A 13,011-nucleotide genomic window follows, 5' to 3' on the forward strand; every position below is an offset into this window, starting at 1 on the left:
CACCACGATCCCACCCCGCCAGCTCCACCCGAGAGGTCACCATGAGCACTTCGATGCTCCCCAGCCGGTCGAAGACCTCGGTCCTCGTCTTCCTGATCCCGCCCCTGCTGCTCTACGGCGTGGCCGTGCTGCTGCCGATCCTCCAGTCGCTGTTCCTCAGCTTCTTCAAGTGGGACGGCATCACGTCGATGCGCTTCGTGGGGTTCGACAACTACGCCCGGATGTTCGTCGGCGACGACGTGTTCTGGACGGCGTTCTTCAACTCGCTCGGCTACCTCGCGATCTGCCTGGTCCTGCAGCTCGGCGGCGCGCTCGTCGTCGCGAGCCTGCTCATCTCGCTCCGACGCGGCCGCGAGGTCGTCAAGACCCTCTACCTGCTCCCGGCGGTGATCTCGACGGTCGCGATCGCGTTCCTGTTCCAGCGGATCTACTCGTTCGAGCCTGTGGGCCTGCTGAACCAACTCCTCGCGTGGGTCGGCCTCGAGGGGCTGCAGCAGGCCTGGCTGTCGAATGTGGACACGGTGCTCGCCGCGGTCTCCATCCCGGAGGGATGGCGGTTCACCGGGCTGTACATGCTCATCATCTACGCTGCGCTCCTCGCGGTGCCGCAGGAACTCGAGGAGGCCGCACGTCTCGACGGGGCGAACTGGTGGCAGGTCTTCACCAAGATCCGCTTCCCCTACATCCGACCGGTCTGGATCACCACGACGATCATGGCGAGCACGTACGCGCTGCGCGGCTTCGACATCCCCTACCTGCTCACCAACGGCGGCCCGGGGCAGGCATCCGAGCTGCTGACCACCTACATGTACAAGACCGCGTTCACGCACACCGACTACGGGTACGCCAGCACCATCTCGGTGTTCATCGTCGTGGAGTGCCTCATCGCGGTCGGCCTCATCATCCTCCTGCTCCGACGGAAGGCCGACGCATGACCGCCACGGCTCTCGCCCCATCACCCCAGCCGGCGACCTCGCCGCAGTCGACCAGGCACATGGCCCCCCGCCGCAGGCAGCGCCTGAACGTGCACCGCACCCTCGCGAGCGTCATGATCTGGCTCATCGTCATCGTGCAGGTCTACCCGCTCGCCTGGCTCTTCATCACCAGCGTCCGCACCGAGCAGGACTTCGCGAGCGGCAACCCCTTCGCGCTGCCGACCGAGATCACCTTCGACAACTATGCTCGCGCGTTCGCGACCGGCAACCTCGGGCTCAACATCGTGAACAGCCTGATCGTGACCCTCGGAGCGAACGTCCTCATCGTGCTGCTCGGCATGATGGCGGCCTACGCACTGCAGGTCCTCGGATTCCGCCTCAGTCGCGTCGTGCGAGTGCTGTTCCTCATCGGCATCATCGTGCCCGTCCAGATCGCCCTCGTGCCCCTGTTCATCGACTACTCGTCGGTCGACCTGCTCGACACCTACCAGTCGATGATCATTCCGCTGGCGGCGTTCTCGCTGCCGATGTCGATCTACCTGTTCTCGTCGTTCTACGAGTACATCCCGCGAGAGACATACGAGGCCGCCTCGATCGACGGCGCCGGACCGTACCGGATCTTCGGGCAGATCACGTTCCCGCTCTCGGTGAACACCATCGTGACGGTGGTGCTCGTGAACAGCATCTTCATCTGGAACGACTTCATCTTCGCGAACACGTTCGTGCTCTCCGACGACCTGAAGACGATCCCGCTCGGGCTGCAGAACTACATCGGCGCGATGGGCAACGTCGACTGGACTGCCACCTTCGCCGCCGTCTGCGTCACGATCACGCCGTTGCTGCTCGTCTTCCTCGTGCTGAACAAGGCGATGATCTACGGTCTGGAGAGCGGGGCCACGAAGGGATGACGGATGCGAACCCGAAGGCGAGGCGGTCGGTGAGTGCCGAGAACGGTCGGTCGTCGCATCCGGTGACGATGCGGGATGTCGCGAAGGCCGCCGGCGTCTCGGTCGCGACCGTCTCGCACGTGGTCAACGACAACCGCAACGCGCGCATCGGCGAGGCCGCTCGCGAGCGCGTGCGGAAGGCGATCGACGAGCTCGGCTACCGCCCGAACGCGCTCGCGAAGAACCTGGTGAGCGGCAGTTCGAAGTTCATCGGCCTGGTCGCCGACGCGATCGCGACGACCCCCTTCGCCGGCCAGATCATCCACGGCGCGCAGGACGAGGCGTGGAGGCACGGCTACGTGCTGCTCGTCGCGAACACCGAGGGCAACCGTGCCGCGGAGGACGAGGCGATCAGCATGATGCTCGAGCACAAGGTGCGCGGCATCCTCTACTCGACCTGGTACCACCGCGCCGCGCAGATCCCGTCGGCGCTGCTCGAGACCGACGTGGTGCTCGTCGACTGCTACTCGGAGGGCGGCGAGGCACCCGCCGTCGTGCCCGACGAGGTGCAGGGCGGACGCACGGCGACCCAGCTCCTGCTCGACGCCGGACACCGGCGGATCGCCCTGGTGAACACGACGACCCCGTCGCCGGCGCACGAGGGTCGGCTCGCGGGCTACCGCGATGCGCTGGATGCCGCGGGCATCCCCTTCGACGAGGGGCTCGTCTTCGACGCGCGCCCGGAGCAGGAAGGCGGCTACGACGTGGTCGACGCCATCGTCGCTGCGGGCGCCACCGCCGTGTTCTGCCACAACGACCGCGTCGCGATGGGCCTCTACGACGGCCTCCGCGACCGTGGGCTGTCGATCCCTGCGGATGTCGCGGTCGTCGGCTTCGACAACCAGGAAGTCATCGCGGCGCACCTCCGCCCGCCGTTGACGACCGTCGCGCTCCCGCATTACGAGCTCGGCGCAATGGGGGTGCGGCTGCTGCTGGGGCTCGATCCCGTCCCCGACGGAGGCAGGCTCGCGGTCGCCTGCCCGCCGGTCATCCGCTCGTCGGTCTGAGGGCGCGCTCGCTCCGCCGCCCGCTCGTGCAGCGGGTTCGGATTCGCCAAAGTCTTTGGCACCGTCATCGTCTTGACGCGCTCGTGGACCTCAGCTAACTTCATGCCAAGACGATTTGGCAAAACGTATTGGCACCATCGTCGCAAGTGAGTCTGCGTCCTGTCACACATCAACGAATGGAGTCGAAGTGATGAAGCTTCGCACACAGCCGACGACGCGCCGACGCCGCACGCTCGTCATGGCGGCCGCGGCCACCGTCAGCGCGGCCGCGCTCATCCTCACCGGTTGCGGCGTGGGCGGCACCGGAGAGGCCGCGTCCGAGGGCGGCGAACTGACCGTCGTGGTGGAGGGCGGCGGGAAGGCCGAGCTGCAGCCGATCGCCGACCTGTACAAGGAGGAGACCGGCACGACGGTCACGCTCGTCGAGCTCCCGTACGCCGGCCTCTACGACCGCGTCTCCTCCGAGCTGCAGTCGGGGCAGCCCTCGTTCGACATCGCCGCCCTCGACGCGATCTGGCTCCCGGCGTTCGCGCCCGCCCTCGCGCCGCTCGACGACCTGTACACCTCCGACGTCGAGGACGACCTCTTCGGCGGGCTCGTGAGCGAGTCCCAGGTCGACGGCACGTTCGTCGGCATGCCGGTCTGGACCAACTCCGAGATCCTCTTCTACCGGACCGACCTCTTCGAGGACCCGGCGAACATGGCCGACTTCGAGGCGAAGTACGGCTACCCGCTCGCCGCGCCGACGACGTGGGAGGAATACCGCGACGTCGCCGAGTTCTTCACGCGCGACACCGACGGCGACGGCACCATCGACCTGTACGGCACCGACGTGAAGGGCGCCGTCGAGACCGAATGGCTGGCCACCGTCTCGCAGGCCGGCGAAGAGGCCATGGTGCTGGATGCCGCGACCGGCGATGTCACCATCGACAGCGCCGCGCACCAGGAGGCACTCGACTTCTACGTGAGCCTGCTGCCGTACGCGCCGTCCGGTGCCGCGCAACTGGACTGGGCCGGAGCGCAGAACCTCTTCTACCAGGGCAACCTCGCCATGATGCGCTTCTGGGGTCACGCGTACCGTCAGACCCCTGAGGACTCGACCGTGAAGGACGCGATCGGCGTCGCGCCGATGATCGGCGGACCCGGTGGCGTCGCGGGTGTGCCGGGCGCCTGGTACCTTTCGGTTCCCGCGACGGGAGACAAGCAGGACGCCGCGAAGGAGTTCATCGCGTTCGCCTACGAGCACAACGACCTCGCCGCCGACACGTCGCTCGGCCTCGTCGCCCGGAAGAGCGCCTTCGAGAGCAAGGCCGGCGAGCCCGGGTTCGAGAACTACCCGGCCCTCGTCTCCACGCTCGAGTCGCCGCAGTCGCTGCCCCGGCCCGCGTCGGAGCACTGGCAGGAGATCGTCGACTCGGTCCTCGTGCCGATGATGCAGAGGGCCGTCGAACCGGGAGCCGACACCGCGCTGCTCCTCTCCGACGCCAAGTCCCAGATCGAAGCGATCGTCGAGTAGACGGTCCGGAGAAGAAGGCAATCGTGGACACACTCGCTCCCCGGGCCCGGGCGGAGGCGGCCTCGGCCGCCCCCGCCCGGGGCCCCGGAGCCCCGACCAGGGGCACCGCCGCCCCGACCCGGGGCGCCCACCGACCTCGCCGGCACCTCAGCAAGGACCAGGGCGATCGTCGCTTCGCCCTGCTGCTCCTGGCGCCGGCGGCCCTGTTCCTTGCGGCGTTCGTGCTGTGGCCGCTCATGCGGTTCGTCTACGACAGCTTCTTCGAGATCTCCCCGTTCGCGGGCGCGCCGCGCGAGTTCGTCGGCTTCGCGAACTACGCGACCGCGTTCGCGTCGGAGGCGTTCCAGTCGGCCTCCGTGCGCACCGTCGTGTACACGATCATCGTCGTCACGGCGGAGTTCGTGCTCGGGCTCGCCGTCGCGCTGCTGTTCACGGCGCTCGGGCGGCGTTCCACGGTCTTCCGCACGATCTTCATGTACCCGCTGATGATCGCGCCGGTCGTCGCCGGTCTGCTGTGGCGGTTCCTGCTGATCGACAACTTCGGAATCGTCAACCAGCTGCTCTTCGAGGCCGGCATCCTCTCGAGCCCCGACCAGATCCAGTGGCTGAGCAACCCCGACATCGCGTTGTTCTCGGTGGCGATCCCCGACGTCTGGCTCACCACCTCGTTCGTCACGCTGGTACTCTTCGCCGGCCTGCAGAACATCCCGGGCGATGTGATCGAAGCCGCGCGCATCGACGGGGCCCGGTACCCGCGGATCCTGTTCAGCATCATCATCCCGCTCCTGCGACCGGTCATCGCCGTCGCGCTGATCGTCCGCGGCATCGACGCCGCCCGTGCGTTCGACATCATCCTGATCCAGACGGATGGCGGCCCGCAGGGCAGCACCACCACCCTCAGTCTTCTCATCTACCGCACCATGACGCGATTCGGCGATCCCGGACTCGCCAGCGCCATGGGGACGGTCTACCTCATCGTCATGCTGGCCGTGGCGATCGCCGCGATCCTGCTGATCTGGCGACCCGGGAGCAGTGCACGATGAACCCTCTCGAAACCCGCGGGAAGAGCCGCATCCTGCTGTGGGTGCTGCTGGCCGCCGCGATCGTCCTCTACGGATTCCCCTTCGTCTACCTCCTCCTGACGTCGTTCAAGACGCCGCTCGACGCGATCGCGGTGCCGCCGTCGGTCTGGCCCGAGACATGGACGCTCGACAACTACGTCGCCGCCCTCAGCCGTGAAGGCGTGCCCGCAGCGCTGGTCAACAGCGTCGTCACCGCGGTCATCTCGACCGTGCTCTCGCTCGTGCTGGCCGTGCCGGCGGCGTACGCGATCACGAGGTTCCGCACCCCCAGCGGGCGCGTCTTCATCGTCGCGGCCCTCGTGACCCGGATGGTGCCGACCATCGCCGTCGGCGCGCCGCTCATCGAGGTGATGCGCAACCTCGGGCTCACCGACACGTCGTTCGGGCTCGCGCTCGCGCACACCACGATCTCCCTCCCGCTCTCGATCTGGCTGATGGCGAGCTTCTTCGAGGCCGTTCCCGATGAGCTCAGCGAGGCCGCCGAGGTCGACGGCTGCAGCCGCATCCAGGCCATGGTGCGCGTCGTCCTCCCGGTGGTGTCCGGCGGGCTGGCCGTGACCGCGATCTTCGCGTTCCTCGCGTCGTGGAACGAGTTCCTCTTCGCGTTGCTGCTCACCTCGGTGCGCGCGCAGACCACCCCGGTCGTCATCGCGAACTTCCAGAGCCAGTTCGGCCTGGACTGGGGCGGCATGACGGCCCTGGCCGCGGTCTACTCCGTGCCCGTCATCCTGCTCACCCTGTTCCTCCAGCGCCACATCGTCGCCGGCCTCACCCTCGGCGCCGTCAAGGGCTGAGCCCCGACCCGAACGGAACCCCGATGTCCAGCACCAACCAGTACGACGTCACCACCTGGCCCGACGGCGATCCCTACGACGACGTCGGGGCGGTGATCAACAGCATCATCGCCGACGTGAAGCAGCGGCAGGCGGTGACGGATGTCGCCGACGGGGGCAAGCCGGGCGCCGTCATCGCCATCCCGCCCGGCGACTACCGCCTGCGCACACAGGTGGTGATCGACCTCAGCTTCCTCAGGATCGAGGGCGCGGGGCACGGATTCACGTCCTCGAGCATCCGGTTCAACGTGCCGCGGGAGGAGTGGCCCGATCTCCACGAGCTGTGGCCCGGTGGAAGCCGCATCCTGGTGGACCTCCCGGCCGGCGCCGACGGCGATGACGGCCATGCCGGCAACGAGGCGGATGGCGCCGCGTTCCTCGTCGCACGCACCGGCAGCCCCCGCATCAGCTCCGTCGAGTTCTCGGGCTTCTGCATCGACGGCCTGCACTTCACCGGCGACGGCCCGGGCGGCAATCCCGAGAACTCGTATGTCAACGGCAAGACCGGGATCTACGTCGCCGATGCGAACGACTCATTCCGCATCACCGGGATGGGGTTCGTCTACCTGGAGAACGCGGTCACGATCTACAACGCCGACGCGCTCTCCATCCACGACAACTTCATCGCCGAGTGCGGCAGCTGCATCGAGCTCCGCGGATGGGGGCAGGCGTCGAAGATCACCGACAACCTCGTAGGCGCCGGCTTCGCCGGTCGGTCGATCTACGCCGAGCACCACGGCGGCCTGCTCATCACCGCGAACAACGTGTTCCCCCGCGGGTCGAGCAGCATCCACCTGCACGGCGTCACGCGGTCGAGCGTGACCAACAACCGGCTGCACTCGTTCTATCCGGGGATGGTGGTCCTCGCGGCGAACAGCTCCGAGAACCTCGTGGGGTCGAACCACTTCCTGCGCGACCACGAACCGTGGACCCCGTTCCTCGGCATCGACAACGGCCTCGACGATCGCTACGGCCTGCTCGCGATCAGCGGCAACGACAACTCCGTGATCGGCAACCACTTCTCCGAGATCGTCGAGTCGCAGTGCATCCGGCCCGAGGGCGTGCCGCCCGTCATCATCCGACTGGCTGAGGGCAGCGGCAACTTCGTCTCGAGCAACCACGTCGTCGCGAAGGACGTCAGCACGACCACCAGCGACTCCTGCTTCGTGGCCCAGGTCGACGCGCTCCTGACCACCGACACCGTGCGCGACCTCGACGTGACGACGGTCGCGGTCGACGCGGCATCCGCCCGCAACACGATCCTCGACTCCGGCACCGACGATCAGGTTCGGGCCGACCGCGCGGAGAACGCCGTCAGGCCGCTGCCGTCGCTTCCGGCGCCGTCGCCCGGGGCGACGGACCGAGACGTGGTACGAACGTGAGGAGCCGACGATGACGAGGAGCCACGTGTCCGAGAAGACGGTCGGGATCAAGGCGGTCGCCGCGCACGCAGGCGTGTCGCAGACCACGGTGTCGCACGTCCTCAACGAGACGCCCCACACCCGGGTCAGCGAGGAGACGGCGGCGCGCGTCCGCGCGGCCGCCGAGGAGCTCGGGTACCGACCGAACCGACTGGCTCGCGGCCTGCGAACCCAGGCCTCCGACATGATCGGCCTCGTGACCGAGGAGATCGCGACGACCCCGCACGCCGGCCGGATCATCCTGGGCGCCCAGGAGGAGGCGAGCCGCCGCAACCTCACGCTCGCGATCATCAACTCCGAGTTGAACCCGGACCCTGAAGTGGATGCCGCGCAGATCCAGGCGTTCCTCGACCGTCAGGCCGACGGGATCATCTACGCCACGGTGTATCACGACGTCATCGAAGCCCCGGAGAACCTGCGTTCCCGCCCGGCGGCGCTGATCGGCGCGCGGGATTCGGCCGGGTCGATCCCCGCCGTCCTGCCCGATGAGCGCGGGGGCGCGGCATCCGTCGTCGACATGCTCGTCGCGCAGGGGCACCGCCGCATCGCATTCGCCGAGAGCGCCGACGACGTGCCGGCCACTCGAGGGCGCCTGCAGGGCTACCTCGATGGGATGGCGCGTGCCGGGCTCTCGACCGACGGCCTGATCGTCTCGGGCGGATCGGATGCGCGCGGCGGCTACGCGGCGACGCTCGCACTGCTCGACCGCGAACCCACGGCCCTGTTCTGCTACAACGACCGCATGGCGATGGGCGCCTACCGCGCCGCGGCCGACCGCGGGCTGAGCATCCCGGGCGACCTGTCGGTCGTCGGCTTCGACGATCAGGCGCCGCTGCCCGAGAGCCTCTTCCCGGCGTTGACCACGGTCGCCCTGCCGCACTACGAGATGGGTGCGTGGGCGGTCGCGGCGCTCGCCGAGTCGATCCACGGCACGGGCGAAGCTGCCCTCCTCGCCGCGCATCCCACCGTGCTGGACTGCCCGCTCGTCGTGCGGGACTCCGTTGCGCCGCCTCGCGAGCGAGCCGTCGCCTGAAGACACGAAGGGGTTCGGGCAGTCCCGCAGACTCCCTGTCCGAACCCCTTCGTCCCACCCTGATCGTTCCACCGTGAGGAACTCACATGCGACCTGCCCTGCATTTCACCGCCCGGAGCGGATGGATCAACGACCCGCACGGGATCACCTATCGAGACGGTCGGTACCACGTGTTCTTCCAGTACGTGCCCGACCGCACGTCGTGGGCGCCGAACTGCCACTGGGGCCACGCGACCGGGCGCGACCTCCTGTCGCTGACCGAGACGTCGGTCGCGATCGCCCCCGGAGACGGCGATGACGGCATCTGGACCGGATGCCTCGTCGTCGACGGCGACGAGACCGTGATCTTCTACACCGCCACCTCGGTCCCGGACTTCGGGATCGGCCGCATCCGCGCCGCGCGGCCGGTCGACGCGGACTGGCTCGAATGGCGGAAGGGCGAGGTCGTGGTCGAGGCGCCGAGCGAGCTGGACCTCATCGCCTTCCGTGACCCGTTCGTCCGCCGCGAGGCAACCGGCTGGCGCATGTTCGTCGGCGCTGCCCACCGAGACGGCACGGCGATGGCCCTGTCGTGGACGTCGTCGGACCTGCGCTCCTGGGCGTACGACGGAGTGGTGCTGTCACGGTCGACCGCGGAACGCGAGCCGGTCTGGATGGGCGCCCTCTGGGAGTGCCCCCAGTTCGTCGACGTCGACGGTCTCGAGGTGATGGTCTCGTCGGTGTGGGATGCCGACGTCCTCCATTACGCGGGCTATGCCGCGGGTTCGTACCGGGATGGCCGGTTCGACGCCGTCGACTGGGGGCGACTGACCTACGGCGACGGCTACTACGCTCCCTCGCTCTTCTTCGACGCGGAGGACCGCCCGTGCCTGTCGTTCTGGATCCGCGGCATCGCGGACGAGGAGGCCGGCTGGACCGGTGCGCACAGCGTGCCGTTCCGACTGTCGGCTGAGGATGGCGCGCTGGTCGCCACGCCGCATCCCGATGTCGCCTCCCACCGCGGCGATCTCGCGGTCGAAGGTCGCGTCTCGGGGCTGGCCACCGACGTCGAATGGGAGGGCGCCGCCGGCGAGCTGACGGTCGCCAGTGGCGGGGAACGCGTGCTCGCCATCTCACGGACCCCCGAGGCCGTGGTCGTCACGATCGGCGACGACGAATGGACCGTGCCCGCGTCGGACCGGCTGCGGCTCATCATCGATGGGCCCGTGCTCGAGCTCTCCTCCTCGGCGGCCCTGTTCAGCGCGAGGCTCCGCCCGGCCGGTGAGGATCTGCACGTCCGTGCGTCTGCAGGAACGCTCGAGGTCTTTCCGCTGACGATGCTCGCGATCCCGAGGACGTTCCGCTGATCGCCTGACGGCGATCCGAGCATGCGTCAGCCGGCGGCGCGCATGACGAGGGCGAGGAAGGCGGCGGCGTCGACGGGAGGTAATGACTCTCGAGCAATCCAGCGGATGCCACGTTCCGGCCGGCGGTTCCACCGGCGTCGCCGGGTACGCGCCCGCTCGCTGCTCGACCAGAGCCGCGAGTGCATCGATGCGGCCGACGAGTCGATCAGCGTGTCCGTGTCATCGGGAAGGGTCGATGTCCACCCGCTCGTCTGAGGCACGCGCCTGCTGGATCGCGCGCTGGGCAGCGTCGACCTGACCCGAGCGGAGCGGGCGGACGGGAAGGAACGACGTATGCCGCGGCAGGCATTGAATTGGAGCTCGTCGACAACGGCCAGCCCTTTTGGCTGAGAATTCCTCAATCGTATCGCCAGAGTTCGCGCGGTCGAGCGGAAAGAGGACTACAACATCCCCAACCCGAATCGCAGTGGAACTGGGGGGTCTCATGCGTTGGGTATGGTTCAGGGTCGCCGCGGCGATCGTCGCGGCGTCAGGCGTCGTCGCCGGGCTTCTGGTCAACATCGATCGCGCGGCGCGCGAAGGCCAGGATCGCAGCGACGTGCTGGCGAACTACTTCAGCATGTTCACGATCGTGTCGGCGATCCTCAGCGTGATCGCGCTGACGATGACGGCGCGGTGGATGGCGCGGCATCAAGACACGTCGGCCGAGCCGGTGGGCATCGCGATGGCGATGGCCGCGGTCACCGGGCCGGTGATCCTGCTCGGCATCGTGTTCAACGTGCTGCTGCGCGGCGACCCGCCCTCGGTGGCGGCCACCGACCCGGCATGGGTCTCGTTCATGGACTCGTGGGCCACCGAGACGCTTCACGTCGTGCTGCCCGTGTACTTCGTGTTCGACCTGCTGTTCGCGGACCGGGTCCGCGGACTCCCGTGGTCGTCGCTCACCGTCATCCTCAGCTACCCGCTGATCTGGACGGGCTACACGATGATCCGCGGTGATCGCGTGCCGAACCCCGACGGCAGCACGCCGTGGTGGTACCCCTACGGGTTCCTCGACCCGAACACGGCCGGGTACGTGTCGGTGTTCACGTACATCGGCGGCATCCTGTTCGCGTTCGTGCTGCTGGGCGTCGCCATCATCGGCATCGGCCGGGCACGGGAGCGACGCGCCACCCGGGGGCCGGGAGCGGGGCCGCGGGTCCGTGCTCTGCCCGTCTGAACGCCACTCGGAGCCGCTCGACGGAACGGGCCGACCGCGCACGCGCGGTCGGCCCGTTCGGCTCGAGGTGACTCGGTTCAGTGCCGTTCGACGGCAGCGGCGGCGGCCGGCTCGCGGGCCACGACGGGCTCCGCCGTCGGGAACATCCGGGTGAGGAGGAGGTAGACGGCCCCGCTCACGATGAATCCGAGGATCCAGGCGATGTCGACGAAGCCGAGGGGCTCGGCCAGTGGGCCGGTGTACATCGGCGTCACCATGAAGGGGATCTGCACGAGGATGCCGATCGCGTACGTGGAGAGGCCCACCGCGTTCCAGCGACCGTAGCGGCCGCCGTCGCGCTGGAAGAGCTCGGCGACCGCGTACTCGCCCTTGCGCACGATGAAGTAGTCGGCCAGGTTGATCGCCGACCACGGGATGAGCACGTAGAGCAGGATCGTGACGAAGTTCTGGAACATCGTCACGAAGTCGCTCTCGCCGGCCAGCGCCGCCGCCGTCGCGATCGCGCCGCACACGAGCGTCGTGACGACGCGCGTCCGGGTGGTCACGATCACCTTCGCGAAGGTCGAGTTCACCGTCGTCAGCGCGCACATGACGCCCGAGTACAGTTCGGCCGCGTTGATCACGGCGGCGCTGAAGGCGAAGATCAGCAGCCCCAGGGTGCCGAAGACGCCGAGCAGGGCGCCCATCGCCCCGAGCGGGTTGGCGGCGTCGGCGGCGCCGAGGAGCACGCCGAGGATCATGACGAACACGGAGCTCAGCACGAGGCCGAGGTAGGTGGCCCAGAAGGCCTGCTTGGGTCCGGTGTTCTTCGGCAGGTAGCGGGAGTAGTCCGACACGTACGGTGCGTAGGCGAGCTGCCACACGACGCCGATGGCGAGCATCCCGAAGAAGCCGGAGACCGTGAAGCCGGCCTCGGGGTTCGCCTGCGTCACGGCGGGCTGGAACCACAGCATGATCATCGCGACGACGACCACGACGGCGATGATGACCGACAGGATGGTCATCGCCTTGCGGAGGAGGTCGTAGCCGTACACGGCGATCGCGATGCCGACCACCGCGAAGCCGATGATGACGGCGGCGGGCGGCAGGTCGGGGAACACCGCGAGCAGCGAGTCCTTCGCCACCACGAGGATGCTGGCGAAGAAGCCGAGGAACATCAGCAGGGCGACGAAGGCGAGCAGGCTGCCGCCGTAGAACCCGAACTGGGCGCGGGCCTGCAGCATCTGCGGGACGCCGAGGTGCGGACCCTGCGACGCGTGCAGCGCCGCACCGAACGCGCCGATGAGGTTGCCGGTGAGGATGGCGACGATGCTCCAGCCGATCGAGAGGCCGAAGGCGCCCGTGGCGATCGCTCCTGTCACGACGGTGAGCGGCAGCATGTTGATGCCGACCCAGATCGCGAAGAGCGAGCGGACGGTGCCGGTGCGCTCGTTCTCCGGGATCGGCATGATGTGCCGGGTCTCGAACTGGACGAGGGATTGCGTGGTCGGTGACGCGCTGGTCATGACGGCCCCTTCTCTCGGCGACGTTGCCGGGGATCTGTCTGGTTCGGGCGAGCGGTGGGGACGGAGCCGGCCCGAACGCCCGAGCTCCCGCTGGTGGTGCGTCCATGGTGCGCCGATCGGCTTCATCATGGAACTTCAGAAGTTCGACCCAGTGCATCAATTCGGCA

General features: G+C 68.4%; 11 protein-coding genes. 10 read left to right on the forward strand and 1 reads right to left on the reverse strand.

Annotation, left to right across the window (positions count from 1 at the left end; translation table 11 throughout):
* The first annotated feature begins 53 nt into the window (after positions 1-53).
* The 10 genes from AC3RKB_RS08945 to AC3RKB_RS08990 all read left to right on the forward strand — a co-directional run bounded on the left by AC3RKB_RS08945 (position 54) and on the right by AC3RKB_RS08990 (position 11,339).
* A complete protein-coding gene (locus tag AC3RKB_RS08945) occupies positions 54-935 on the forward strand; it encodes a carbohydrate ABC transporter permease (protein ID WP_491436797.1) in 882 nt (293 codons plus the stop codon).
* Positions 932-1,843, forward strand: a complete 912-nt coding sequence (locus AC3RKB_RS08950; protein WP_491435732.1) for a carbohydrate ABC transporter permease — start codon at positions 932-934, stop codon at positions 1,841-1,843. Before AC3RKB_RS08945 ends, AC3RKB_RS08950 begins: the two co-directional genes overlap by 4 nt.
* A 29-nt stretch (positions 1,844-1,872) precedes the next feature.
* Positions 1,873-2,889, forward strand: a complete 1,017-nt coding sequence (locus tag AC3RKB_RS08955; RefSeq protein WP_491435733.1) for a LacI family DNA-binding transcriptional regulator — start codon at positions 1,873-1,875, stop codon at positions 2,887-2,889.
* Positions 2,890-3,079: 190 nt separating this feature from the next.
* On the forward strand, positions 3,080-4,405 hold the full coding sequence (locus AC3RKB_RS08960) for an ABC transporter substrate-binding protein (protein ID WP_491435734.1): 1,326 nt from the start codon (positions 3,080-3,082) through the stop codon (positions 4,403-4,405).
* Between the two features lie 179 nt (positions 4,406-4,584).
* A complete protein-coding gene (locus AC3RKB_RS08965; protein WP_491436798.1) occupies positions 4,585-5,448 on the forward strand; it encodes a carbohydrate ABC transporter permease in 864 nt (287 codons plus the stop codon).
* Positions 5,445-6,281 (forward strand): carbohydrate ABC transporter permease, encoded by an 837-nt coding sequence (locus AC3RKB_RS08970; RefSeq protein WP_491435735.1) that lies wholly within the window; start codon positions 5,445-5,447, stop codon positions 6,279-6,281. Before AC3RKB_RS08965 ends, AC3RKB_RS08970 begins: the two co-directional genes overlap by 4 nt.
* A 23-nt stretch (positions 6,282-6,304) precedes the next feature.
* Positions 6,305-7,702, forward strand: coding sequence for a NosD domain-containing protein (locus AC3RKB_RS08975; protein ID WP_491435736.1), 1,398 nt, complete (start codon positions 6,305-6,307; stop codon positions 7,700-7,702).
* 10 nt (positions 7,703-7,712) lie between these two features.
* Entirely contained in the window at positions 7,713-8,774 is a 1,062-nt protein-coding gene (locus AC3RKB_RS08980; protein WP_491435737.1) for a LacI family DNA-binding transcriptional regulator, read from the forward strand.
* Positions 8,775-8,860: 86 nt separating this feature from the next.
* A complete protein-coding gene (locus tag AC3RKB_RS08985) occupies positions 8,861-10,120 on the forward strand; it encodes a glycoside hydrolase family 32 protein (RefSeq protein ID WP_491435738.1) in 1,260 nt (419 codons plus the stop codon).
* A 484-nt stretch (positions 10,121-10,604) separates the two neighbouring features.
* Positions 10,605-11,339 carry a Pr6Pr family membrane protein gene (locus AC3RKB_RS08990; RefSeq protein ID WP_491435739.1) on the forward strand — a complete coding sequence of 245 codons (735 nt, stop codon included), beginning with the start codon at positions 10,605-10,607 and terminating at the stop codon, positions 11,337-11,339.
* 77 nt (positions 11,340-11,416) lie between these two features.
* Here the strand turns inward: AC3RKB_RS08990 and AC3RKB_RS08995 are convergent, their stop codons facing one another.
* Entirely contained in the window at positions 11,417-12,844 is a 1,428-nt protein-coding gene (locus tag AC3RKB_RS08995; RefSeq protein ID WP_491435740.1) for a purine-cytosine permease family protein, read from the reverse strand.
* Positions 12,845-13,011: the final 167 nt, after the last annotated feature.

It is taken from the genome of Agromyces capsici (genome assembly GCF_058349965.1).